At 61.4% G+C, this 24251-nt stretch carries 19 protein-coding genes and 2 pseudogenes; 5 read left to right on the top strand and 16 right to left on the bottom strand.

Features of this window, described 5'->3' with window-relative positions; all coding sequences use genetic code 11:
• Window positions 1-19: 19 nt before the first annotated feature.
• From OKW40_RS34670 to OKW40_RS34610, 13 genes and pseudogenes are all read right to left on the bottom strand, one after another.
• A complete protein-coding gene (locus OKW40_RS34670; protein ID WP_429493574.1) occupies window positions 20-1933 on the bottom strand; it encodes an ATP-binding protein in 1914 nt (637 codons plus the stop codon).
• The gene (locus OKW40_RS34665; RefSeq protein WP_429493573.1) at window positions 1933-2388 is read right to left on the bottom strand and encodes a response regulator; all 456 of its coding nucleotides are present in this window, start codon (window positions 2386-2388) and stop codon (window positions 1933-1935) included. The genes OKW40_RS34670 and OKW40_RS34665 overlap by 1 nt, the downstream gene beginning before the upstream one ends.
• Entirely contained in the window at window positions 2376-3563 is a 1188-nt protein-coding gene (locus tag OKW40_RS34660; protein WP_429493572.1) for an ATP-binding protein, read from the bottom strand. The genes OKW40_RS34665 and OKW40_RS34660 overlap by 13 nt, the downstream gene beginning before the upstream one ends.
• Before the next feature lie 438 nt (window positions 3564-4001).
• A complete protein-coding gene (locus OKW40_RS34655) occupies window positions 4002-4448 on the bottom strand; it encodes a hypothetical protein (protein ID WP_429493571.1) in 447 nt (148 codons plus the stop codon).
• A gap of 230 nt (window positions 4449-4678) precedes the next feature.
• Window positions 4679-5140, bottom strand: a pseudogene (locus OKW40_RS34650) (molybdopterin-dependent oxidoreductase); the annotation flags it as partial.
• A 53-nt stretch (window positions 5141-5193) separates the two neighbouring features.
• Window positions 5194-5295: pseudogene (locus tag OKW40_RS34645) on the bottom strand (paraquat-inducible protein A); the annotation flags it as partial.
• 272 nt (window positions 5296-5567) lie between these two features.
• A complete protein-coding gene (locus tag OKW40_RS34640) occupies window positions 5568-7031 on the bottom strand; it encodes an efflux transporter outer membrane subunit (protein WP_429493989.1) in 1464 nt (487 codons plus the stop codon).
• A gap of 2 nt (window positions 7032-7033) precedes the next feature.
• Window positions 7034-10207, bottom strand: a complete 3174-nt coding sequence (locus OKW40_RS34635) for an efflux RND transporter permease subunit (RefSeq protein WP_429493569.1) — start codon at window positions 10205-10207, stop codon at window positions 7034-7036.
• On the bottom strand, window positions 10204-11289 hold the full coding sequence (locus tag OKW40_RS34630; protein WP_429493988.1) for an efflux RND transporter periplasmic adaptor subunit: 1086 nt from the start codon (window positions 11287-11289) through the stop codon (window positions 10204-10206). The genes OKW40_RS34635 and OKW40_RS34630 overlap by 4 nt, the downstream gene beginning before the upstream one ends.
• A 321-nt stretch (window positions 11290-11610) precedes the next feature.
• Window positions 11611-12975: a lyase family protein gene (locus OKW40_RS34625; protein ID WP_429493568.1), complete on the bottom strand. Its 1365-nt coding sequence runs from the start codon at window positions 12973-12975 to the stop codon at window positions 11611-11613.
• 424 nt (window positions 12976-13399) lie between these two features.
• Window positions 13400-13681 (bottom strand): hypothetical protein, encoded by a 282-nt coding sequence (locus OKW40_RS34620; protein WP_429493567.1) that lies wholly within the window; start codon window positions 13679-13681, stop codon window positions 13400-13402.
• A gap of 687 nt (window positions 13682-14368) precedes the next feature.
• Window positions 14369-14728 (bottom strand): hypothetical protein, encoded by a 360-nt coding sequence (locus OKW40_RS34615; protein WP_429446951.1) that lies wholly within the window; start codon window positions 14726-14728, stop codon window positions 14369-14371.
• Window positions 14729-14745: 17 nt separating this feature from the next.
• Complete coding sequence (locus OKW40_RS34610) at window positions 14746-15171, bottom strand: hypothetical protein (RefSeq protein ID WP_429493565.1); 426 nt, start codon at window positions 15169-15171, stop codon at window positions 14746-14748.
• Window positions 15172-15684: 513 nt separating this feature from the next.
• On the opposite strand from OKW40_RS34610, the gene OKW40_RS34605 reads away from it, so the two are divergent.
• Window positions 15685-15918, top strand: coding sequence for an ATP-binding protein (locus OKW40_RS34605; protein WP_429493563.1), 234 nt, complete (start codon window positions 15685-15687; stop codon window positions 15916-15918).
• Window positions 15919-16370: 452 nt separating this feature from the next.
• Entirely contained in the window at window positions 16371-17042 is a 672-nt protein-coding gene (locus OKW40_RS34600) for a response regulator transcription factor (protein ID WP_429493562.1), read from the top strand.
• A 60-nt stretch (window positions 17043-17102) separates the two neighbouring features.
• On the opposite strand, the gene OKW40_RS34595 is transcribed toward OKW40_RS34600, so the two are convergent.
• Window positions 17103-17543, bottom strand: a complete 441-nt coding sequence (locus OKW40_RS34595) for a response regulator transcription factor (RefSeq protein WP_260330610.1) — start codon at window positions 17541-17543, stop codon at window positions 17103-17105.
• Window positions 17544-18211: 668 nt separating this feature from the next.
• Between OKW40_RS34595 and OKW40_RS34590 the strand changes: the two genes are divergently transcribed.
• Window positions 18212-18688 (top strand): hypothetical protein, encoded by a 477-nt coding sequence (locus OKW40_RS34590; RefSeq protein ID WP_429493560.1) that lies wholly within the window; start codon window positions 18212-18214, stop codon window positions 18686-18688.
• 596 nt (window positions 18689-19284) lie between these two features.
• Here the strand turns inward: OKW40_RS34590 and OKW40_RS34585 are convergent.
• Together OKW40_RS34585 and OKW40_RS34580 are read right to left on the bottom strand one after the other, a co-directional pair.
• Window positions 19285-19710, bottom strand: coding sequence for an ATP-binding protein (locus tag OKW40_RS34585; RefSeq protein WP_429493559.1), 426 nt, complete (start codon window positions 19708-19710; stop codon window positions 19285-19287).
• Window positions 19707-20393, bottom strand: coding sequence for a sensor histidine kinase (locus OKW40_RS34580; protein WP_429493558.1), 687 nt, complete (start codon window positions 20391-20393; stop codon window positions 19707-19709). Before OKW40_RS34580 ends, OKW40_RS34585 begins: the two co-directional genes overlap by 4 nt.
• Window positions 20394-20965: 572 nt before the next feature.
• Between OKW40_RS34580 and OKW40_RS34575 the strand changes: the two genes are divergently transcribed.
• On the top strand, window positions 20966-22117 hold the full coding sequence (locus tag OKW40_RS34575; RefSeq protein WP_429493557.1) for a substrate-binding domain-containing protein: 1152 nt from the start codon (window positions 20966-20968) through the stop codon (window positions 22115-22117).
• Window positions 22114-24246: an ATP-binding protein gene (locus OKW40_RS34570; RefSeq protein ID WP_429493556.1), complete on the top strand. Its 2133-nt coding sequence runs from the start codon at window positions 22114-22116 to the stop codon at window positions 24244-24246. The genes OKW40_RS34575 and OKW40_RS34570 overlap by 4 nt, the downstream gene beginning before the upstream one ends.
• Window positions 24247-24251 lie beyond the last annotated feature (5 nt).

The raw sequence follows: 24251 nt of genomic DNA, 5'->3' as shown, positions 1-24251 counted from the left end.
GTTCTCGTGCTGCTCGCAGTTACGATGAAGCGTCTTGATGGGCGGGCACCGTGAATTGAAAGATCGCGCCGCGCGGCACGTTCGCGCTTGCCCACAATCGGCCGCCGTGTGCCTCGACGATCGAACGGCAGATCGGCAGCCCCATCCCCAAACCGGTCGGCTTGGTGGTGTAGAAAGGAGCGAAAAGGCGCTCGGCACTGTCCGCGGCAAAGCCAGGCCCCGAATCGAGCACCGTCACGAGTACACAGCCCGAGTCGGCTCTTGCCGTGCTGATGAGCAATTCCCGCACGCCATCGCTGACACCGCTCATAACCTCCATCGCGTTGATGAGCAAGTTAAGGAGGACTTGTTGCAACTGGACCCGATCTCCTTCAATTAGCGGTAATCGGTCCGCGAGATGCGTCTGCACCGAGGCGCCGTGCTTCCCCGCTTCGCCACGGGTGAGCTCAATCACCTCGCGGATTGCCTTGTTGATGTCCACCGGTTCCTTCCGTGGCGGCGTCTTCCTGATCAGTTCATGGATGCGGCCGATTACGTCCCCCGCTCTGTTACCGTCGTTGACGATCCGGCCGAGCGCCTGCCGGGCCTTCCCGACTTCAGGAGGCTGGCCGGCGAGCCATCGCAGCGCCGCCTGGGCGTTGGTGACCGTCGCGGCGATCGGCTGGTTGACTTCATGAGCGATCGAGGCCGTGAGTTGGCCCATGGTTGCGACACGGTTCGCGTGCGCCAGCTCCCTTTGCACCTCCCGGTAACGCCGCTCGCTCTCGTGGGCTTCGGTTTCGGCACGCTTGCGCTCGGTCAGATCAAGCACGAATGCAACACCTTCCGTCCCGCTCGCGTCAAACGTGGCCAAACCGACCATAACGGGCACACGGCTACCGTCCCTCCTGATGTACTCCTTCTCGTAAGGCTGAGCGCGCCCCGTCTGCCCGGCCTCCACCAGGGCCCGTTCGCTGCGCGGGAGCCATTCCTGCGGCGTCAGATCCCTCCAGCCTACGCGACCTGAGCCTATATCTTCACGCTCGTATCCCACGATGCGCAGAAATGCGTCATTGGCCTCGAGAATCTCACCATCGAAATTCCAGACGATGATGCCGATGATGTTGGCATCCACGAGGCGCCGGATCTTCGACTCGCGTTCGAGCAGTGTTTGTTCGGTGCGTTTGCGCTCAGTGATATCCATTACCGCGCCCACGAAACGGAAGCGATCCGGATCAGAGCCGCTCACGCCATGCGCCACAGCTCGAACATACTTGATAGAAGCATCAGCCATCAGCAGACGATGCTCGACCGTAAATGCCTTCCTTTCGCTTGCGGCGCGGTCAATGATTTGCTGCAGACGGACACGATCGTCCGGATGCGTCCGGTCGATGATGGCCTGCACGGTGGGCTTGACGGCAGCGTCGAGCTCGAATATTCGATAGGTCTCATCTGACCAATAGATCTCGCCGCTCGACAGGTTCCAGCCAAAACTCCCTGTGTGGCTCAGTCGTTGGGCTTCCGCCAGATACATCTCGCTCCGGTGTAGCGCCTGCTCGACGTTCTTGCGTTCGGCTCGCTCACCTGCTTCGCGCAGCGCGCGCCGCACTGCGGGCACGAGCCTCGACAGTCGCGTCTTCAGAACAAAATCGGTAGCGCCACTCTTTAGCGCCTCTACCGCCAGTTCTTCGCCAAGCGTGCCGGAAACCAGGATAAAGGGCACCTCGGGACGTTCGCGCAGAGTGACCTCCAATGCCGAGAGGCCGTCGAACGCCGGAAGTTTGTAATCCGCGAGAATCAGGTCGATTCCAACGGTTTTCAACGCAGCCTCGAAGTCCGCACGCGATTGCACGCGAACGATTTCGCAGCAGAGATGATCGGCTTGAAGGAGCTCTTGAATGAGTTCGGCGTCATTCGCGTTATCTTCCAGCAACACAATGCGAAGCCCCGACATTATTGCCCCTTCCTCATGCTGCCTGGCGGCGGCTCATTGATCAGTGCCCAGAATACGCCTAGCTCCTTGATGGCATTTATAAATTCATGAAAGTCGACCGGCTTTACTACGTACGCGTTTACGCCGAGTTTATAGCTTCGCATCATATCTTTCTCTTCGTGCGACGATGTGAGCACCACCACGGGAATGAGCTTCAAACGTTCGTCCGACTTCACTATGTCCAGGACTTCCAAGCCATCGACCTTGGGGAGTTTCAGATCCAGTAACATTACTGAAGGGTTTTCGTTGTAGCGATCGACAAATTCCTCCCTGCAATAGAGGTAATCCAAGGCTTGCTGTCCGTCTCTGGCAACCACTACCTCGTTTGCCAAGTTACAGTCTGACAGCGCGGCCAGAGTGAGTTCGACGTCTCTCGGGTCATCCTCGACGAGCAGAATGCGTCCTAGTTGGTCCATGGTGTCCTCGCAGTCTTTGCCGTTGCACCGTGTGCTTTAGGCACTGAGAAATAGAAAGTAGCGCCCTGATCCACCCCCCCCTCTGCACGGACCTTGCCTCCGTGGCGAACGATGATGCGTTGAACGATAGCTAGTCCGATGCCAGTACCTTCAAACTGCTCCGGGAGATGCAGACGTTGAAAAACGCCGAACAGTTTATGCGCATACCGCATGTCAAAGCCTGCACCATTATCTTTTACAAACACCTCCACCACGTCTTTATTCGGATCCACGCAACCAATCTCGATTTCGGCCCGCGTTCGCATGCGTGTGAATTTGACCGCATTGGCGACGAGGTTGGCGATAACCAGTCGGAGCATGGGACGATCCCCGTAGCAGACCGGAAGAGCGTTGATTTTCCATACAATGTCTCGCCCGCTCGTTTCTTGCCCGATCTCCGCAACGACCTCCTTGACGAGCTGGTCGAGGCTCACCGGCGTCTTTGTGGTCTCCACCTGTCCGACCCTGGAAAAGGCCAGCAAATCGTCGATCAGGTTACTCATTCTTTTTGCCGCGTCGACAATCGTTTGTATGTAGCGACGACTTTTATCATCGAGCGAAGAAGCCGCCTGTTTTTGTAGTAGCTCGGAGTATCCGATCACATGGCGAAGTGGCGCGCGTAGATCGTGCGAGACGGAATAGGCGAAGGATTGCAGTTCCTTGTTACTCGTTTCAAGCTGCTCAGCCCGCGCGGTCACTTCCTGATTGAGCCTGTGAATCTCGCTTTCTTTATGCTGACTCTGTTGCAATTCGGCCTGAAGGCGATCGCTGGTGTGACGAAGCTCAGTTTCGATTCGCCGTCGAGCAGCAACGAAACCGGCAAAGATCAAGGCCCATGCCGTGAAAACTAAAAAACGCGGAAAATCTTTGCTTTGAAGACCGATGGTGTACAGCGGCTCAGAAAGAAAATAATCGTAGGATGCCACCGATAGCACGACTGCCAGCACGGAAGGTCCTCCCCCTCCGTACCAGCAAGCAACCCCGATGGCGAAGTTAAAAGGGGACCCGTAGATGTCGTGGATCCCGAAAAACCGGAACACGAGCGCCAGCCCAAGTGCAGCCCCAACGCAGACGACGGATAAGCCGTAGCGCAGAATCGGTGAGCGACTTTGCAAGTCCAGGTGCAGGTGAGCCAAGCTTCGCCTCATTGCCAAAGGTGCGGATCCCCTGAACTAAAAATTATAGTCGTCCCTGTTCCGATCGTTGAGCAGGCGGGGACGCCCCAACGCGGATGCGTTGGCGAGCCGGCTCATGCTTGTGCCCGTTGTCCGCCTCGATCATCGCGATGGCGCGGGCGTGGTCCACCAACGATTCGTCTGCCAAATAGACCGCCAGAAGTCTTCCGTTAAACCGATCAACACCGCTTGACAAACATGGATAAGCAAATCGGCGAATGGCAGCTCAGGGGTTCAGTAGCTGCCGCAGATGGGGTGCCGGGTTCAATGGGTCGGAAGTACCCATTCGGCTCTCTGGAGAAGCGGTCATTGGCAGGCTCCAGGCTCCAGCCTGACTTCGGCGCCGAAGAGGCGTGGCAGGCAGGAAGCCTTCCACCGTGAGGGTACGGACGCCGCGCGTCAAGACGGGCTGCAGACCACCGCGGTCAGCAACAACGGAATCACCATGCGCACGGTAGCGTTGCTGCCAGCATCGCGCACGCGCGATTCGACCGCGTCGCTGGGAGCGGACAGCACAGCGCCGTACAGCGGGCCCGCGAGCGCATTGCCGCGGCCCTTCTTGAACGTCCCGTCGTCCTGCTCGTACCCAAGCACGGCGTAGACACGAAAGCCGAAGGCCGTTATGTCGCTGCCTTGCGTTGGCCGAAACGCGTTGACCGAATTCGCCTCAACGTGCATCGGATTCGGGTTGATGTACTGGTTGTTGATGAGTTGCCCGATAAACGCGTGTGGACTCGCCCTGCAGTCGAATTGCCCATCAAGCGCGTACGCGTGCGCCGCGACTGGGCAGAAGCCTGCGCCTGACACCAGCAGTATGACGAGTACTTTTAGAAGACGGATTGCCATGGTGAACTTGCCCGAACCGCGGGGGTCGACATGCAAAACACGAGCCAGCCTGTAGTCTCGCAGATTTCCGCCGTCCGCGTGTGCGTGTTATGAGCGAACGATGCAGTTGGGGGTAGGAGTCAGCTGCAGCGGCTCGGCTCCGACCATGTCTGACGAATGGCCGGTGTTCGCATGCGTGCGCCGCCGTGATTGGCCTCGCACGGGCGTCTGAGGTTATGTGCCATCCCTGACATGCAGCGCGCCCATTGCGCTCCGGTCGCACCGCGGCCCGCGCCGCCGAATCCCGCGCCGGTCATCCCGACCGCGAGATGGGCCTTCTTGTTTCCCCATAGGCGCGCAAGCGCACGGACCTCCTTGGCGGGCCCGCCGGTTTCGCCCTCTTGCCACTCGGGAGTCTTGGGAACGCCGTCGGATTCGCCCGGAAGATAGGCCCTCCACTCGTCGAACCCGGTCGTGCGGGTGGCGATGTAATCCTCGTCGTACAGGCCCTCCACGGCCCACACATACATGATGGCGGTGGCGAGAGCAGCATCGGTTTGCGGTCGGACCGGAATCCAGCGGCCGCCCAGCAACTGCGCGGTGGGGTTGCAGTGCGGGTCGATATGAACGAACTCAATGCCGAGTTCCTTGGCCCATAGGCGCCGCGGAGTCCCCTCGAATCCAGCATAGGCCCCGTTGGTACTTTCGGTGTCCAAAGCGACCGCACCACGCCGAACAGCATGGCCTCGGACGCCATACCCTTAGCTTTGAGTTCTATGACAGGGAAACCCTGCGCTATACAAAAAGTAATCAACTCCGCAAGGGTCACAGCGCAGATCCAGTCAAGCGGCAGCCCGGTGCCATGCATCCCTTTCAGGCTCGCACCGCAGCGCGAACAGCTGGCAACCTGCCCTTTGAGACGCGTAGGTTTGCGAAATAGCAGATCGCATTCGTGGCAGGCAATCAGTTTCTGACGCTCCATACGGACCGACCAGGATGAATTTTCTGGTGTCATTCGACGCGGCTGAAATGCCGGCTCATTTATGTTGTGGGTGCCTAACTAGCGCCTGGCACCACAGCTACTCTCGATGGATGGCGACCCGGTCAAGGGCCGCTCATCCCGAACTCATCGAGGGACGATCATTCTCTTGACGCGGCTACCGACTGACCGGCCGGCAGTTCGCCCATCGACTGGAACAGCGCCGCAGTATCGCTCATACGCTGGCTTGCTGCGCGAATCGAACTGAGCTGTGCACTTAGAAACCGCTGCTCACTGGCATACTGTGCCGTAGAAGGCAGGGAGCCCATGCGATGGCGCGACGCCGTATCATCGAATGCCGCCCTCGCGGCCTCCGCAGCCGCTTCCGTCGACGCGAGTGTCTGTGCGTCGTTATCCAGTGCGGCAAGCGAATCCGCGACATTCTGGAACGCCGACAGAACGGTGGACTTGTAGTTCAGCACGGCCGCATCGTAAGCGTCGATCGACGCCTTGCGGTGCGCGAGCAGCGCGCCGCCATGGAAAATCGGTTGCGTCAGGCTCGCACCAATGGCCCAGAGTCCGCCCGCGCCTGAGAGCACCGCCGGCCAGCTAAAACCGCCGCGGCCCATAGAGGCCGTCAGCGACAGGCTCGGAAAGAGCTGCGCGGTCGCAGCGCCGACATCGGCGGCTGCGGCCTTCAGGGCGGCGTCGGCTGCCTGAACGTCGGGGCGCGAACGCAGCAGGACCGACGGCACCTCGACAGGCACGTGTTCGGGCAACGTCAGGCTGTCGAGGTCGGGAACGGCCGGGGCGTTGTCCGGCGTGCGGCCCATCAGCACCGCGAGCGCATGGATGGCTGTGGCGCGCTGCTGGCGTAACGCAGGAAGACTCGCCGCAGCCGAAGCCGCATCCTGCGTCGACGCAAGCGCCTGCGCACGCGAGACCGAGCCGAGTGCGTAGCGGTGCTGGTCCTCGTCCGCGGCCGTCCTGGCCACGGCGACGAGCCGTTCGGTGAGCGCGATCTGGCGATCGAGTGCCGCCACGCTGATCGTCGTACCGACGATGTTTGCCGCCAGCGCGCGCCGCGCCGCCTCCAGTTGATACGCCTGCACGTCTACGCGAGCGGCGCTGGCCGCATTCGCCGAACGCGTCGCACCGAACAGGTCAAAGGTGTAGGACGCGAGAAACTGTCCGGCAAAAAAGTTATAGCGAACCTCGCTGGGGCCAATGCCGGGCACAAGCGGTGTACGCCCGCGATCGACCTGTGCGGCAGCATCGATTGAAGGCAGCGTCGATGCGCCGACCTGGGCGCGCAGCTCCTGCTGCGCGGCTGCGAGCGTCCGCTGCGCAGCCCCGAGCGTGGGGCTGTTGCGCAAGCCTTCCTCGACCAGTGCACTCAGCGCGTCCGACCGGTAAAGCTGCCACCATTGCGGAACGCCCACTGCGCCGATATCGAACTGCTGCGCCACGCCGCCCGCGGTGACGGTCCTGGCAGGCTGCGCCTCTGCGCCGTAGTGCGCAGGCGAAGGCATCGCCGGAGGTGCGCCGTTCGGGCCGAACGTGCAGGCCGTCAGTGCGACGGCCACAGCCACGGCCATCACGGATGTCTTGTAGGCGAAGCTCATCATCAAACCTCCGTATGCTCGTCCACGACCGGTTGCATCCCGCGCTCGTCGCGCCGGACCCTGAAGCACGCCGCGTACAGCGCGGGCAGGAAGAACACGGTCAGTACCGTCGCAATCGTGATGCCGCCCATCAGTGCGGTCGCCATCGGACCGAAGAAGCCCGAGCGCAGCAGCGGAATGAGGGCGAGCACGGCGGCAGCGGCCGTCAGCATGATCGGCCTGAAACGCCTTATCGTTGCGCCGATAATCGCGTCGAAGCGCGGTTGCCCTGCCGCGATATCCTGATCGATCTGGTCGACCAGAATCACGGAGTTGCGCATGATGATGCCGAACATGGCAATCACGCCCAGCAGCGCGACGAAGCCGAAGGGCTTGCCGAACAGCAGCAGCGCGGCCACGACGCCAATCAGGCCGAGCGGCGCCGTCAGCACGACGATGAAGGTCCGCGCGAAGTTCTTGAGCTGGATCATCAGCAACAGCAGCACGGCGATGATCATCAACGGCATTTCGGCATTGATCGACGTCTGGCCCTTCACGCTTTCTTCGACCGCGCCGCCCACCTGAATGCGATAGCCGACCGGCAGCCTGGCGGTTTCCGCCGCGAGCGCACGTTCGATGTCGTGGGTCACGTCGATGCCCTGCGCGTCGCCGCGCACGTCCGCCTGCACCGTGATAGTCGGCTGGCGGTCACGTTGCCAGATGACGCCGTACTCGAGCGTATTGCGCACGTGTCCGAGCGAACCGAGCGGCACCGGGCCGTTGGGCGTCGGAATCGCGAGACTGGTCAGCTGCGCCGGATTGACACGTTCGCTCTTTGGCGCACGCAGATCGACGTTGATCAGCTTGTCGCGCTCGCGGTACTGCGTCACCGTGTAGCCCGATAGCGTCATCGCGAGGAAGTTCGACACGTCCTCCGAGGTGACACCAAGCTGGCGCGCCCTGTTCTGATCGATCTCGAACGAGATCGAGCGCTCCGCCGGCTCGTCCCAGTCGAACTGGACGTTGCGCGTGCGGGGATCGGCGCGGACCTTGTCCGACACCGTCTGCGCAATCGATCGGACGGTGGCGATATCGTCGCCGCTCACGCGGAACTTGATCGGGAAGCCGACCGGCGGACCATTCTCGAGCCGCGCGACACGCGTGCGCATGCCGGAGAAGTCCTTCTCGAGCATGCCGTCGAGCCAACGCATCAGTTCCTCGCGGTTTTCCACGCTCTTAGCGGTAATCACGAACTGCGCGAAGTTGGGCTGTTGAAGCTGCTGGTCGAGCGTCAGGTAAAAACGCGGCGCGCCGGTGCCGACGAAGTCGACGAAGTGGTCGATCCCGGCTTTGCCGTCGAGCACCTTTTCCAGGCGCTTCGCTTCACGCAGCGTCGCTTCGAACGAGGCGCCTTCCGGCAATCGCAGATCGACCAGCAGTTCCGGCCGTTCCGAGTTCGGGAAGAACTGCTGCGGCACGCGCGTGAAGGCCAGCATGGAAATCGCGAAAAGCACGACGGTGACGCCGAGCACGACCCAGCGACGCTCGACGCACCACGCAACCCATCCCGACAGGTGCCGGTAGAAGCCGGTGTTGCCGATTTCATGCGGATCATGGTGCGCACCGCCGGGTTCAGGCTTGCGTTCCGGCAGCAGGTGATAACCCAGCAACGGCACCAGCACGACAGCCGCGAACCACGAAACGATCAGCGCGATGGCCGACACTTCGAAGATCGAACGCGTGTATTCGCCCGTGCTCGATTTGGCGAGCGCAATCGGCAGGAAGCCGCATACGGTGACGAGCGTGCCTGTGAGCATCGGAAACGCCGTGCTGGTATACGCGAACGCTGCCGAGCGCGCCCGGCTCCAGCCTTGCTCCAGCTTCACCGCCATCATTTCGACGGCGATGATCGCGTCGTCGACGAGCAGGCCCAGCGCGAGCACGAGCGTACCGAGCGAAACCTTGTCCAACCCGATATTGAACATGTGCATGCAAAGCGCCGTCACCGCCAGCACGATCGGAATCGTGATCACGACGACCATACCGGTGCGCAAGCCGAGCGAGACGAGGCTCACGACCAGCACGATCGCCACCGCTTCGCCAACCGATTTCACGAATTCATCCACCGAGTGCTTCACCGCGTGCGGCATGCTCGACACCGGCGCGAGTTTCAGACCCGCCGGCAGCGTGGCCTGCAGTTCGGCGGCTTTTGCGTCGAGCGCCTTGCCGAGGTCGATCACGTCGCCGCCCTTTTGCATCGTCACGCCGATGCCGAGCACCGCCTGGCCGCCGACCCGCATCTGGGTCACCGGCGGATCGTCATAACCGCTTGTGATCTTCGCGATGTCGCCCAGCCGGAAGGTGCGCTTGTTGATGGTGATCAGCATGTCCGCGAGTGCCTGCACGTCCTTGAACGCGCCGCTCGGACGCACGAACACGCGGTCGTCGGCGGTCGTGATGGTGCCGACGGGCGCGACGGTGTTCTGCGCGTCGATGGCCTGAGCGAGTTGCTGCGGCGTGATTGCGAGCCGCGTCAACTGCGCATTCGATATCTCGACGAAGATGTGCTGGTCCGGGTCGCCAAAATAGTCGACCTTCGCCACACCGGGTATGCGCAGCAGGACTGTGCGCAGCTTGTCAGCGTAGTCGTGCAGTTGCGCCGGCGAAAAGCCGTCGCCTTCAAGCGCATAGATGTTGGTGTAGACGTCGCCGAATTCGTCATTGAAGAACGGACCAACGGTTCCCTTCGGCAGCGTCGCGGCAATGTCGCCGACCTTCTTGCGCACCTGATACCAGGTTTCCGGCACTTCCTTGACGGGCGCGGAGTCCTTCATGGCGAAGAAGATCATCGACTCGCCGGGGCGCGAGTAGCTCTTGATGTAGTCGATATACGGCGCCGCTTGCAGCTGGCGGCCGATCCGGTCCGTGATCTGTTCCTGCACCTCGCGCGCAGTCGCACCAGGCCAGTAGGTCTTGATCACCATCGTGCGGAAGGTGAACGGCGGATCTTCCGACTGCGCGAGTTGCGTATAACCGATCACGCCGAAAAGCGTGGCGAGCCCGATCAGAAAGATCACGAGCTGCTGATGGCGCAACGACCATGCAGACAGGTTAAAGCCACCTTCACCCGGCGTTTCGGCGTCGGAACGCGGGACGGGCGCGCTGTTGCCTGCGGATTCACTGTCGCGGGCCCTCATGACGGGAAGTCCTCGGGATGAAGCGGGGGCACCACCTGCACATGCTGGCCTGCGCTCACGGCGTGTGCGCCTTGGAGCATGACGCGGTCTCCGTCGCGGAGGCCCGATCCGATCGAGACGGTGCGCTCGTCATATCGCTGGATAGTGACCGGGCGCAGTTCGAGTGTGTCGCTGCCGGCGCGCACCACCCAGACAGCGGGGTGCTCACCCTGGTGAAAGAGCGCCGTCACAGGCAGCGTAAAAATCTGCCCCACGGGCGCGTCGCCGACGGCATCGAACCCCACATTCGCCGTCATGCCGAGGCGCACGTCGCGGCTCGGGGCGGCCAGCGTCAGCTTGACGCGCCAGGTGCGGCTTTCTCGATCGGCAGCAGCCGATACCTCGCGCACGCGCGCCTCGAAGGTCTTGCCGGGTAGCGCCGGCAGCGTTACGCGCGCCATGCTGCCGACTGTCAGCGAGCTCAGCGTGCGCTCGGGCGCGTCGCAGACGATGTCTACGTCGCCCGTCCAGTCGAGGTGATAGATCGATTGGGTTCCCTGAACGTTCTGGCCCGTGTCGGCGTCCTCCGAGGCAATCACGCCGTCGTGGTCCGCTGTCAGCGTCGCATAGCGCAGATTGTCCGAGGCGAGCGCCATCTGGGCGAGCGCCGAATCACGCTGGGCGAGCGCGGAGGCGTAGGCGTCCTGCGTCTGTTCAAGTTGCGCCGGCGCGATCAGGTTCGCCTGCGCCTGCGCCTGATCGCGGTCGAGCTGCTGCTTCGCGTAGACAAGTCGATGTTCGGCGGCATCGAGCTGGGCTCGTGCGTTGGCCAGGTTATTGCGCAGGTCGGTCGGGTCGAGCAGCGCAACAACCTGCCCCGCCTTGACGGCGTCGCCGAGGCGAACGCGCCGTTCGATGATCTTGCCGCCCACCCGGAACGAAAGCGCCGTGGAGTAGCGCGCCTGCACCTGAGCCGGCAGCGACGCACTTGCCGTGCGTCCGTCAGCGTGGACGGCCAGGGCGACCACGGGCTTCGGCTCAGGAGCGGCGGCTTCGCGCGGCTGGCATGCCGACAGCAGGATTGCGCTGCAAGCCGCGACCATCACGTGCGTCCGCTTGGGCGATCGTATGAACGAAGATAAAAAGATACGTGCAATTTTAGGCGCGACAGGAACGGAATGTTTCACGATGTTCACAAGGCAGAGGATTGATCCAGGTAAAAAATTTCCCGATGCTGTAGACCCGCCATGCAATGAAGCACGGTTCGCCGTCAGCATGGGTGCGCATACAATCTCTATCAATACGCTGGACTCCTACGTATTGCCATGGCATCCCGGCGACATGTGCCCTCCCGATGGGACGCGCGCACTCAGCGTCTGATTCGCGCGCTTACATGCACACTTGCCTCACGGGTCTTTTGCTCTCTACCCCGGCATCGACAAAACTACCGATAAATCGCCTGCGCCAGCGCGCAGGGCCCGGTCGAGTTCCTCCTCGGGTATCAGCTGCCGGTGCAGCACCGCCTCTCTTAGCATGCTGTATCTGGAATGCGCGCCGGGTATGCGAGCACTCTTGCCGCCAATATAGGGATTTGCCGCAGTCGCCATCGCGCGACGACACTCGGGCATCTCCCGGATCTGTTCAGAATTGGCCGCGATCTCCCTGATGCAATGCTCGGCCAGCGTCTTACATGGATGCACCTGAACCGATTCAGCCGCGAATGTGACCGCGACGTCGCTCGCCAAAATCCGGAGTGCCATCTGACGGACGACATCGGAAATCACCGCATTCGGTCTGCCAGGCGTGACAAAGGAGTCGGTCCGCATCCACGCGAAATCGATTTCGGGCACGTCGAATAGTGCCCGGATGGATATCAGATGGAGGTCACTGCACGCGTTCGAAAGCTCGGCGGCGATGTCGGTCAAAATGCCGGAAATCCGCAAATACGCGGCACACTCTTGGGTTCTTTCAATCGGAGTTGACGCCATAGGCAAACCGAGCGCGGTCATTGTGTTTACTGCATCAACCGCTTCAATTTCAACCGCTTCGACTTCATATCCGGAATGGGCCGTAGCGCCCGCGTCAATCGTCGCGCGAAGATAGATTTCACGAAGCTGCGCGGATGACGCTCGCAACCTGACCATCTGTTCGTCCAGCATAAGCGCATGCGTCAAAAACTTGAAACCCAGCGTGGTGTGAACTGCATCGTATAACTGGGTGGTTCGGTCGAGTTGCAGCAAATCGCGGAATTCCTCCGCCTTTCTGACGAAGGCGGACCGCAACGCATCGCACCCGCCACATAGGTGTTCAATCGCAACGCAGATCGAGATCCGAAGTGCGGTCGAATAGACATTGCCGCCTCCGGGACACATGCGCGCACCTGGATCCAGATGAACATAGTCGCCGCGCGGACGACCCAGAAGTTCAAGAGCGCGGTTGCATATCACCTCGTTGGCGTTCATGTCGTTCTCAGTGTCAGCGCGGCCCTGAGTCACATCGACGAAGCACTGGTCACACAAGCGTCCTTTCTGCGCCGCCACGCAAGAGGCGACGATTGCGTCACCAAGTGGGGGTTCGAGTCGATGCAACTCGGCATTCACTTCTGCGACAGCCTGCTTGACTGCCGCCAGCGCATTCCGCAGGTTTGGGTATGCGCCTACCGGCGTCCCCGATATGGGACAGTTCTCGACGGCGCCAGGCGTGTGAATGCCATATCGCGCTTCCTTGGGTATTTCCCGCTTGCCCAGCGAATCGTATTCGACCCGGAAACCTGGTCTGCCGATCTCCATATTCACTCCTGCCAAGGATGAGTGCTTGCATAACACACGCAATAGCCAATAGCGGCCGCTCTGCTTATCAAAGGCAGAGCTGGTTCGGACGGGGTTCGTCGGTATGCTTTCCGGTCGAACGAGGCGAGAAGCTATATTCGCGGTAGGCATCGGTGCCTACATAGAGCCAGTTCCGCAAAATGTTTGACATGTCACTTCCTTAGCAGCCGTTGGTGAGACCACGATCTCCTGAAGCCGGTGTATAGCCGCATGTTGATTTCCGGCGCCCAATGCGGGTAATTTCTGACGGCTAATCGGAGTGCACCGACTCGGCGCAGAAACGGGCCGAGGAAATACCCCGGTTTCGCAGTCGATGACTATCGCGAACCCAAGGCGCGTGGACGCTAAAACGCCATTGGGGTCGATAGGGCAACGCAAAAAAGACTCATCGCACACAGGAAAGAGAAAACTTTAGCGGCATGGTGAGCGCCGAGTAGCGCGGCAATGCCTGGGCCAACAACACCGGTCTTGTCGACACCGCCGAGGTGAACGCAGCGTCACCGATGTTCAACAGGAAGTCAGATACTGTCTGGATGAGCGTTCGCCAGGAGACGACATGCGTCGCAGCGGTGACAGCGAATCCGGTATTTCGCCGTTTGACGTCCCGACGGCAAGGATGTGCTTGCGCAAACTGCAATGCCTTCACTCGTGCTCGTTCGTCAAACATGGATTACTTCTCCAGGAGGGTGACGGGCTCTCAATTATCAGTATGCGTATCGAGGTCTGACCCGTACGCTACCGTGCATCCGAGCCGCGCGAATGCCACTGGACGATCACGTTTCGGACGCCGCCGGATGAATCAGACTCCGTCGATCGCCCCTGTGCAAAGGCGCTGTCCACATTTCCCACGATAGACGCTAGCGACCCAGGAAGATATCGTACCGTCGGTTATCGCGCGTCTACCTGCCCGTCCAAAGCCTATACGGCGGTATAGCGCACGCGGCGACAGGGATAAGACCAATCCGCTCAGGTGCAGGGTCCGATACCGTCGTTCAGCAGCGTGCAGAAAGCCGGCGAGTACCCATGCGTGTTGTTCCGGTGGCCGCGATAAAGCGATTCTTTTTTTCGCCATCTCATTCGCTCGCGCCTGCACCGCAGCAGCTATCGTTTTACCGAGATATCGGTGACGCGCCAAACGTTTGGCGCGTCCGTCGAGGTATCAACATATACCGTGACCAATACACTGGAGCGAAGCGGCCGCGACTGCCTCCTGGAAGTGCGCGACGACGGTCGCGGCGAAAACGGACGTCGGTTTTCCTCGCAAACGACGGAATCTGGTCGCGACGCACGCTTCACTATCCTGTGGCTGATCAATCAGCATGCCACTGGCCGCTACGACTCGCGAACCCTCGCATCAGACGAACCCGTACCGCTTACCGAGAGCGGCGAGAAGATCTGGCCACTGATCGACGCTGGCGCCGTCGTGAATCTCCTCGAGTTCGCACAGCAGATCGACAATGCCCGGATCGTAGGCATTGACGTTGGATGCATACAGCGCCTGCAGTAGCTTGCCGTCCCGGGCGTGCCGATAGTACGAAATGCCGATCCCTTCGATGTCCGGGTGATAGAACTCGTCGCTAACGAGCGATCCGACTGCGCACTCGCGGTCGTTGTCGCCGCGCAGCCGGCATGAGCCGTTCTCGTCCTCCGAGACGGCCCCTTGGTTAAGCAGATGAGCGCTGACGCGCTCGTAGATCTTTCTTGCGCACTGCATCGCGACACCTGCGACCCTCAAGCAGCGGCTTTCAGAAACGTGGCCGACAGGGCAAATTGTCGCGCAATTGATGCCAGCCGCTCACTCCATTCCCATGTGCCAAATACATCGTGGACGTTCTGCAGACAACTAAGCAATTCGACAGTCACCGGATCGGACACATCGATGCGCGAGCGAAGCAGCGCGCGCTTGAGCGCCGCGACACCGATATCCATATAAGCCGGCACGTCCTTTGGCGGTTTTGCGACGTAGCGGATGGGCACGCCTTCCATTGCCGTCATATAGTCGCGCGGCTTAATGAAGCTGCCGACCGGACAGCTACCGCAGTAGCCTCGATAGGCGCCGCCGCCGCGAGGCAGCAGGGAGGCTCGCGCCTGGCCGAATAAATGCTCTACAGCGTGGTTGAAAATCTCCTGACGTGTCAGGAAGCTCCGGCTTTTCATGTCCACCTCTTTGCGTCTTTCGCATCGGCCAGTCGTTGACAACGGGCAGCCTGCGCTCTAAGTATCAAACGTCGCCGCCGGGGCAAAGGGGCTGCTGCGAATACAAGCGACGCGAAGTTTTGACGGAACCTCGATTTGGCTCGAAGCCGCCTGCGCTAGTCAGACCGGAGGCCGTTGTAGGCGCAAAGCGCGGCCGCATCGGGCATGGGTTTACGGTACAGCCGCGACCGAAATTGGGCTATCACACGGAAGGAAGGAACGCCCCTACGTTGGGATGCAGCGGCACATTGTTCAGAGTTGCGTGAATATACGGGCGTATCGGCCCTGCCTCCGAGATTTCGATAACGATTGAGTACGCGATGCGAGTGGGCGACTGCGGGGCCGTAGCCGCATGCTGCTCGAGCAGCTCTTCCGGGTCACCGCGCCAAAGCGGGGGCTCTACGCCGCGATATGGTGAGCGTGATCGTTGCCCGCGAGCGCCGGATACCATCGCTCGAAGCATGAGACACCGGCGTGGGGCTGCGCGACGGAGAGCTGGAACACCTTTTTGAATCGTTTTATACGACGAAAGCGGGAGGCAAGGGCATGGGCCTTGCCATTTGCAGGTCCATTGCCGAGACTCATGGCGAGCGCATCGACGCAGGCGCCGAACAAGCCTGGCAGTGCGGTGTTTCGCTTCGCCATCGCTGTCGAACGGCACGATTGTCCGCGTGCAGCAACTCAGCGCGCCTAAGACCGCAGGTTTAAAGCCCGCGGCGGCAGGGGCGGTTGGCGGCTGCCTTTGTGCTGCCGGGGCATGCAGCGGCCAACAGCAGCTGTTTTCCGGTATCTCCTGCTTTTGTGCTGCCCCCGCGTCAAGCGGGGCCGGGTGGCTGCGCTTGCGAAGGCGCGCAGAGGTAAATCTGCAGCACGCCTCTGGCATCGACGACATAGTAAGCTCCGAACAGAGGGTGTATCCCTCGCCCCATGCCGCGGTTCAAGTTCCAGCCGCTTCGTGCGACGCATTGCAGACGTAGATGCAAGGGTAGCGGGCCGCTTGGGCGGCGGCAAACCTCCATTCGGACATTTACCCTACTCCCGTTTTACCGTGTCATACTTGAAACGCGTCTTACGGGCGCAAAACGGCGGGGATGCGTCTCTGTCAAGCGGGCGAAATGTCTCGTCAGTCCGTCGCATTGTGGCGTGTTGAGGACTCGTTTATGGCTACCGATCGGCATGTACCGTCGTCGACGGGTGGAATCCGCGGCTCGACAGTCTTCGTCGTCGACGACGAAGAGTCCATCCGCCTCGCGCTGTGCGATCTACTGGAGTCCGTCGGGTATTCCGTCGAGACGTTCTGTTCCGTGCAGGAATTCGTGACGTTTCACAAACCCGCCGGCCCGAGCTGTCTCATCCTCGATGTCAGGCTCAAAGGCGAAAGCGGTCTGGCGTTCCAGCAGGCGATGGCACGCGAGGGACTGCAAATGCCGGTTCTCTTCATGACGGGGCATGGCGACATGGAAATGTCGGTGCGAGCAATGAGAGCTGGTGCATTCCATTTTTTCCCGAAGCCGTTTCGTGACCAGGATATGCTCGACGCGATTTCCGAGGCAATTTCGAAAGACTCGCAACGCCTCGAAAAGGAACACAGCCTCGCGGCTGTACGCGCCGCGTACGCCTCGCTGACGCCGCGCGAACGCGAGATCCTGGCGCTGGTGGTCAGCGGAATGCTCAACAAGCAGATCGCCGCGCAACTCAACCTGAGCGAAATCACGGTGAAAATCCATCGCGGCCAGTTGATGAAAAAAATGGGCGCGCGCTCACTCCCGGATCTCGTCTTCAAGGCCGCCGCACTCGAAATTGGGCGGCAACAAACAAAGCCGCGCCCTTAGGCTCGCGCCAGCCGCCATTGACGGAAAGAGGTCCGAAAACGCTGTTTTGAGCGCCCCTGCCTAAATCCCAACGTTGCCGAGTGCTCGCTTCAGGAGCGCCGCGTCCACGGGCTTGTCGAGCAGCGTGATGGCTGTGCTGGACTGCACCTGCGCTCGCAACGCGTCGCTGGGAAACGCGCTCACGAAGATCGTCGGCGGCGCGGCGCCCAGTGCGACAAGACGGTCAAGCAACTCCAGTCCTGACATGCCGGGCATGCGGACGTCGGAAAGCAGAACTCCGTTTTCGGTGCGAAGGTGCGACGCCCGCGCCGCCAGATAGTCCGAAGGCAGCGAGTAAGTTTCGGTCGAATAGCCGAGCGATTGCACCAGGCTTTCGAGCGCCAGGCGGGATGATTCGTCGTCGTCGACAATCCAGACGATCCCGGAAACGGAAGCTCGCGGCTGTCGTTGCGAGGGGCTTCGGGAGGACATAAGGTCGCTTGCCAATGATTGCTTATTCAATCTAGACCCTGGAGCGTCGACTTGTCCATCATACCGACGTATGTCTGACTATCCCTTCCGGAATGACGAGACGCAGTGCGTCGGGCCCCCGCATCGAGATTTGCCGGGCGCGCCCTCGCTCAAGGTTTCATCGTACGAACGCCGTCCAAGGAACCTTGAGTACGCCTCTCGTGGCTAATCTTACCGCCGCGGTGCTGCCTCGGAATGTTGCCCCCGAACCTCTTCTGACTGTCCCCATATCTTTTCCTTACGGTTGCTAGAGTCTTCTGCAGAGCGAGACGCGCAGTCCGGCAAGTTCCATTACCGATTATCGCGACTGAACTGCTCCACGGCGGCCCGCGTCGACGTTGTCTTCAAACGCAAAAATTTTACGCTTCGGATCTTTCAGACCGACGGTAAGCCGAGCCATACCGACGTATGAGCTCGACAAACAACGGTGGGCGAAAGTCCAAACGCTCGCAGAATGGATTCGATACCACCCGGCCGTCTATCTTGGCAATCATAGGCGGTGCTGCTTACAAGTCGACTCCCTTTAAAGGCACGACAGGTCCCGCCCCCGCCTATCGGTGAGCGTTGACCTGCAAGTCGTTCTGTGCGTCGACAGGCTCAGATGCGTTACGTGTTGGAGACACACGTTTTCGTCTCGGCATGCCCGTCAAAGGTTAACCATGTTTAGCGAACGCACAGGTCATCGCTGTTTTCCGCGGGCGGAAACAAAGGCGTCCAACGGCAACAGCATCGGCGGATCGGCCGGGCTCGCAGTCACCATTTCGGCGCTTGTTGTCTGCTGGTGGGAATTGATCAAGATATCTTTGGACTTCGCATTGACCGACAGCGACGCGGCACTCGGCGCGACAGTAGGCACAAGACTGATCGTGGTGGTGTCTGGACTCGCGGTCGTAGGCGACGCCCCCTTCGCGCGGCCCGTTTTCTGTTTTCTGTGCGCGATGAGCGTGCTTGCAGTCGGTCCGGCCATCCCACTTGAGCTCACAGACTCGCTCCTGGTACCAGCCGTCTCGTTCATCGACTGCGTAACGAAAACATTGTTTCTCGCTTGCGCGTTTTCCTCCTCGGGCAGGAATGGTCGTGACAAGTGCAACCACAGTCACGTTTTTGAAGTAGCCGTACTGCCGCCGCGCGACTGACGCGCCGACAACGCTTTTTCCCCAACCTTCATTTTGAGGTGACTTTCATGTCCAACTGTTTGCATAACTGGATCTACGTCGGCGCGAACGCTTACGACGAATACACCTATGTCCCATGGCTTAAGCGGAACGTCTACCGGAGAACCGTCGACCTTTGCAGAGTTTGCATCCAATAGTAGTCGATACATTTCTATCCGACTTCCCTCATTTCACCGGCAGCACTCGACGTCAAGTCGGCCTTTCTGAGGTCCGAGTACTCGTCTTGTTCAGTTTGCGCAGGAGTGTTTAGTTCCCAATAAACGACTTGGTGGGAACTAAAGTGGACGAGATATTGAGTCGTAGCCCGAAGAGCAAACAACCGAACTTTCCTGTCGAAACGACGCGGCACTATTCGATACACCACGTCCTGAGCATAGGGCTGCAGCCTCAAATCCCGAGACCGGTGCGCCGGTACTACTGCCGTTGAGCATTGTGGCCGAGGTGTAGACGTCTGAGCGCCCGGTCAATGTCCGCGGGAAGTGTTTTGCGGGGCGGTTTCTGCGTCTTGGCCATCGTGTCCGGCATCGGCGTCGGGCCGCAGAATTTACCGGAGCGCCTTATTGAGACACAGCATCGCCAAGGGGCAGATGAAAGACGCAGGCAAACGAGGCCATCGGTATGGCGGACGATTGTCGGCAAGCGCGAACCCGCCCCGCGGAGCCATGTGCTTCGATGATCGAACGGGAGATCGACAGCCCCATCCCCAAGCCGGTGGACTTCGTCGTGTAGAAGGGGGCGAAAAGGCGCTCGGCGCTTTCCGGGGAAAAGCCTGGCCCCGAATCGCACACTGCCACAAGCACGCAGCCAGCGTCGGCCTTCCCCGTGCTGACCAGCACTTCCCGCGCGCCGTCGCTGGCGCCGCTGATGGCCTCGATCGCGTCGATGACCGGGTTAAGGAGGACCTGTTGCAATTCGATACGGTTTCCCTCGATGAAGGGCAAGCCGTCGGCCAGTTGCGTCTTTACCAGAGCACCCCGCTTCATTGCTTCCCTCGGGTGATCTCCATCACCTCGCGGATTGCCTCGTTAATGTCCAACGTTTCGTTATGTGGCGCCGTCTTCCTGAGTAGTTCCCGGATCCGGCCGATCACGTCCGCCGCCCGATTGCCATCCTTGATGATCCGGCGCAGCCCCTGTGCAACCTTCTCCATTTCAGGCGGCTGGGCGCGCAACCACCGAAGCCCAGCCTGGGCGTGAGTGACAGTCGCGGCGATCGGCTGGTTGACCTCATGGGCGATCGAGGCCGCGAGTTGTCCCATTGTCGCAACGCGGTTTGCGTGTGCCAATTCCATCTGCGTCTCACGCAAGGTTTCCGCGGCACGCCTGCGTTCGGTGACAACGCGCGCAATCCCGACAGTACCGGCCACGCGCCCTTGCCCGTCATGCAACGCTGTCTTTATCGTCTCGATCCACCTCATGCTGCCATCCGCATCGACATGAGGCTCCTCGATCCGCTTGCGCCCGTGCGATTCCATCACTTCGACGTCGTCACGAAGATAAGTCCGGGCGAGTTCTGGCGGATGAACATCGAAATCGGTCTTGCCTATCATGTCGTGAGGCTCCGCAAACCCATTCGCAGCGGCAACGGCGCGATTGACTGCGATGAAACGGCCGTTTGCGTCCTTAACCCACGCAAGGTCCGGTATGTTGTCCAGGATTGCCGCCATGCGTGCATTCGCGTTTCCCAGCTCGATCGCGTGCTGCCGCAGCCTCTCCCTCATTGCGTTGAGGGCATCCACTAGCTGATCGAGCTCATCGCCTTCGACGGTCAGCGATTCCTCGCCGTCCTCGTCAGTTGCGCGGCGCGTTGGTACTATCGACTCCAGTTAAGCCTGCGCGACATCGAGGAGTTGCGGTTCTGTTGCAATAGCGCAGGCCGGTATGCTGCGGACCCCGTTTTGCCAGGGTTATCCCCCTTCATTGCCGGCCTGCGATAAGCATCATCGATGCGTCACGTGTGGCAGACTTGTCTTCATGGCTGGCGGCCTTTGCGCCGGACAGCGCCAGCGACTCGGCTATCCCGGCATCGGCAGATGGTCCGCGGTCGCCAATGCACTGCACAAGTGGTGATACGCCACCGCGCGGGCTCCTTGCGGCGACCCGCAAGTCCGCTGCTGCCCCAGCGCGACGATGACTCGCGGCGGCCTGAGCTGTATCTTGTTTGGATGGCACTCCGAGCGGCATTTGGGTACGTCTTCAATTGGGTCGATCGACCCGGAGCGGACCGTTAGGGAGCAGCATGAGGGCGTTGATTCTGGCATGCGTATGCATGCCGTCGGTTATCGCGGCGCAGAGTTTGTTGACTCCCCCCGTGTCCACCGCCTCTTCCGCCACGGTCGCCGCGATTGTCGCCGCCGCGAGTAACTACCTGGCTGAAGCGAAGCGTGTGGTCGATGCGGCGGCGCAACCCGCTGCACCCTGGAACGGGCCGCGCAACGGGCCGCGCGCGCAACCCGGGAAACGCGTCGCCATCGTCGCCGAGGATTTGCGCAACGGCGGCATCGTCGGCGTGGTCGACGGTGTGCTGGAGGCGGCCAAGGTCATCGGCTGGAGCGTAAAGATATTCGACTCCGGCGGCACGCCGGACCTGCGGCTGAAGATGCTTTCGAATGCGCTGGCAAGTCGTCCAGACGGCCTGATCATCATCGGTGGCGACGCACGCGCCCTGCTGCCCGGGCTGCGGCCGTTTGCCGAGCGGAGCATTCCGATCGTCGGCTGGCATGTCGCGGCCCGGGCCGGACCGGTGCCCGGCACGCCCGTGGCGATGAACGTGGCGACGGATCCGCTCGAGGTCGCGCGCGTGACCGCGCTGGCGGCCATCGTGCAGTCCGGCGGGCATGCGGGAGTCGTCATCTTCACCGACTCCAATTTCCGGATTGCGCAAGGCAAGGCGGATGAAATGGCTGCCGTCGTTCGCGCGTGCAGCGGCTGCACCTTGCTCGATGTGCGCGACGTGGCGATCTCGCGCAGCCAGGAACTGATGCCGGGCGCGACACGCGCCTTGCTCGCGCGGTATGGCAAGCGCTGGACATATGCGCTGGCCGTCAACGACATCTACTTCGACTACGCCGCCCCGGTGCTGACCCAGGCCGGAATGCCGAACGCCGCCATGGCCATGCTGTCGGCTGGCGACGGCAGCGAGTCCGCCTTCCTGCGTATCCGGACGGGCACCTTCCAGACGGGCACGGTGGCCGAACCCCTGAATCTGCACGGCTGGCAGTTGGTCGACGAGATGAACCGGCTCTTTGCCGGCGGAGACGTCACGGGTTACGTGTTTCCGGTGCATCTCGTGACGGCGGACAACATCGCCGCGGACGGCGGCGATCGTCTGCTCTACGACCCCGCCAATGGCTACCGCGATATCTATCGCCGCATCTGGCAACGCCCATGAAACTACCGCGCCCCCAGTCGCTCACCGCTCAGTTTGCGCTCGTCGCTTCGTGCCTGGCCGCGCTGGTGGTCGCGGTCGGTGTCACGACCATTTACTCGTTGGCCGGTTCGGCCCACGCGATCCGCCAGTTGGCCGAAGAGCGGCTGGCGCGCCAGGAAGATGCACAGGACCTGGCGCAGCGCACGCTGATGATCGAACGCCTGGCATTACAGTTGTCCAGTGACGATACGGTGGACGCTGTGCGCGAGACGCATCGGCATGTCATCGAACAGTTGGCATCCTTTGACCGCCTGGTAGACCGTCTGGCATCCGCGGCGAGCGAGGCCGTCACTGTCGATGCGCTGGCGCTGCATCGGTCCAGCCAGCGCTTCCGCAACACAGTCAACATCGAGGCGCAGGTGCGCGAAACCGCGCTGCGCGCGGCACCCGCGCCGGCGTCCTCGTCGCGGCCCGGCGCGTCATTGGCCAGCCTGGACGACGATCTGCGCCGCCAGGCCGACGCCTTGGCGGCCGCGGCGCGCCAGCAGTCGGATTATTTCACGCGCGCCTACCGCAAAGCGGTCCAGTCTCTGGCCGAAGACTCGGACCGCACGCGCAGATGGGTCATCGGCGAAGTTGCGGTAAGCCTGCTGCTTGCCTGGCTGATCGCCCGCGCATTCCTCGGACGCCACGTCGTGGCACGGCTGCGCCGAGTCAGTCACTTCCTGCGGCACGGTGACGTCGACAGCGTGCAAGCCGGCGTCCCCGTTCACGGCGGCGACGAGATTGCCGATATGGCGCGCGCAGTCGAGCAGTTCCTCGAAGACCGGCGCCAGCGCAGGCAGGCCGAGGATGCGCTGAAGGAGCTCAACGCCGAACTCGAGGCACGCGTCACGCAGCGCACGGCCGAACTCACCACGGCGCTTGCGGGCCGGACGGCCGAGATCGCCGAACGACAGCGCGCCGAAGAGGCAGCGCAAGCGAGCGAACATTTCCTGGACAGCATCATCGAAAACATCCCGGATGTAGTCTTCGTCAAGGATGCAGTGACCCTGCAGTTCGTGCGCTTTAACAAGGCAGGAGAGCAACTGCTCGGCTACCGCCGCGAGGAACTCATCGGCAAATCCGTCCATGCCCTGTTTCCCGTCCAGGAGGCCGATTTCTTCGCGCTGAAGGATCGTGCCGTGCTGGAGTCGCGGCGGATGGTCGAGGTGCCGGAGGAACGGGTTCTAACGCGTAATGGGCCGCGCCTCGTACACACGATGAAGATCCCGATCCTCGATGCGCGCGGCGAGCCGCAGTTCCTGCTCGGCATCTCACGCGACATCACGGAGCAAAAGCGCGCGGAAGCCGAGCTACGGGAGAGCGAGCGGCGCTACCGCGAAGTTCAGACGGTGCTGGCGCAGGCGAATCGCGTGACGACGATGGAGCACCTCGCGGCCTCGCTCAGCCATGAAATCAAGCAGCCGGTCGCGGCGACCGTCGCCAATGCTCAGGCCGGGCTGCTTTGGTTAGGTGCCAATCCGCCCGTCCTCGAGCAAGCCCGGCAAGCGTTCGATCGAATCATCAAGGACGCGAAGCGCGCCAGCGAGGTCACGAACCGGGTTCACGGTCTCGTCCGGAACGTCCCGCCGTCCAGGCAAAGCCTGCAGATGAACGAGGCGATCCATGAGGTCATTGCCCTCACGTCCAGTGAGGTTGCGAAAAGCGGCGTATCCACGCGGATGCAGCTTGCGGAGGACTTGCCGCCCGTTGAAGGCGATCGCGTCGAACTCCAACAGGTCATGCTGAACCTGATCATCAACGCCGTGGAGGCGATGAGCGTCGTTGAACACGGGCGGCGGGAAATGATCATCAGCACCGCCAACGACGAATCGGGCCGCGTCCTCGTTTCCGTGCGCGATTCGGGACCGGGGTTGGCGGTCGACAACGTGGAGCGTCTCTTTGAGCCGTTTTACACGACGAAGGCTGGCGGCATGGGGATGGGGCTCTCGATTTGTCGTTCGATTATAGAAGCGCACGGAGGACGTCTGTCGGCGAGCTCGAACGAGCCCCGCGGCGCCGTGTTTCAGTTCACCCTGGCCGTGGCGCCATGCCCGTCCGATGTCACGACGGGTGCAGACGTTCGTTCAAGCGGTGCAATCGACTGAAATGG

The organism is Paraburkholderia sp. RAU6.4a, assembly GCF_050435625.1.
GTDB classification, from domain to species: domain Bacteria; phylum Pseudomonadota; class Gammaproteobacteria; order Burkholderiales; family Burkholderiaceae; genus Paraburkholderia; species Paraburkholderia tuberum.
The sequence above is the reverse complement of the archived record's forward strand: the minus strand, read 5'-3'. Positions and strand labels throughout refer to the sequence as shown.

What these genes read in the sequence shown, in the direction of transcription:
- OKW40_RS34670 (WP_429493574.1), bottom strand. Translation starts at nt 1,933, where the DNA reads ATGTCGGGGCTTCGCATTGTGTTGCTGGAAGATAACGCGAATGACGCC.
- OKW40_RS34665 (WP_429493573.1), bottom strand. Translation starts at nt 2,388, where the DNA reads ATGGACCAACTAGGACGCATTCTGCTCGTCGAGGATGACCCGAGAGAC.
- OKW40_RS34655 (WP_429493571.1), bottom strand. Translation starts at nt 4,448, where the DNA reads ATGGCAATCCGTCTTCTAAAAGTACTCGTCATACTGCTGGTGTCAGGC.
- OKW40_RS34640 (WP_429493989.1), bottom strand. Translation starts at nt 7,031, where the DNA reads ATGAGCTTCGCCTACAAGACATCCGTGATGGCCGTGGCTGTGGCCGTC.
- OKW40_RS34635 (WP_429493569.1), bottom strand. Translation starts at nt 10,207, where the DNA reads ATGAGGGCCCGCGACAGTGAATCCGCAGGCAACAGCGCGCCCGTCCCG.
- OKW40_RS34630 (WP_429493988.1), bottom strand. Translation starts at nt 11,289, where the DNA reads ATGGTCGCGGCTTGCAGCGCAATCCTGCTGTCGGCATGCCAGCCGCGC.
- OKW40_RS34625 (WP_429493568.1), bottom strand. Translation starts at nt 12,975, where the DNA reads ATGGAGATCGGCAGACCAGGTTTCCGGGTCGAATACGATTCGCTGGGC.
- OKW40_RS34620 (WP_429493567.1), bottom strand. Translation starts at nt 13,681, where the DNA reads ATGTTTGACGAACGAGCACGAGTGAAGGCATTGCAGTTTGCGCAAGCA.
- OKW40_RS34615 (WP_429446951.1), bottom strand. Translation starts at nt 14,728, where the DNA reads ATGCAGTGCGCAAGAAAGATCTACGAGCGCGTCAGCGCTCATCTGCTT.
- OKW40_RS34610 (WP_429493565.1), bottom strand. Translation starts at nt 15,171, where the DNA reads ATGAAAAGCCGGAGCTTCCTGACACGTCAGGAGATTTTCAACCACGCT.
- OKW40_RS34600 (WP_429493562.1), top strand. Translation starts at nt 16,371, where the DNA reads ATGGCTACCGATCGGCATGTACCGTCGTCGACGGGTGGAATCCGCGGC.
- OKW40_RS34590 (WP_429493560.1), top strand. Translation starts at nt 18,212, where the DNA reads ATGTTTAGCGAACGCACAGGTCATCGCTGTTTTCCGCGGGCGGAAACA.
- OKW40_RS34585 (WP_429493559.1), bottom strand. Translation starts at nt 19,710, where the DNA reads ATGAAGCGGGGTGCTCTGGTAAAGACGCAACTGGCCGACGGCTTGCCC.
- OKW40_RS34580 (WP_429493558.1), bottom strand. Translation starts at nt 20,393, where the DNA reads ATGGCGGCAATCCTGGACAACATACCGGACCTTGCGTGGGTTAAGGAC.
- OKW40_RS34575 (WP_429493557.1), top strand. Translation starts at nt 20,966, where the DNA reads ATGAGGGCGTTGATTCTGGCATGCGTATGCATGCCGTCGGTTATCGCG.
- OKW40_RS34570 (WP_429493556.1), top strand. Translation starts at nt 22,114, where the DNA reads ATGAAACTACCGCGCCCCCAGTCGCTCACCGCTCAGTTTGCGCTCGTC.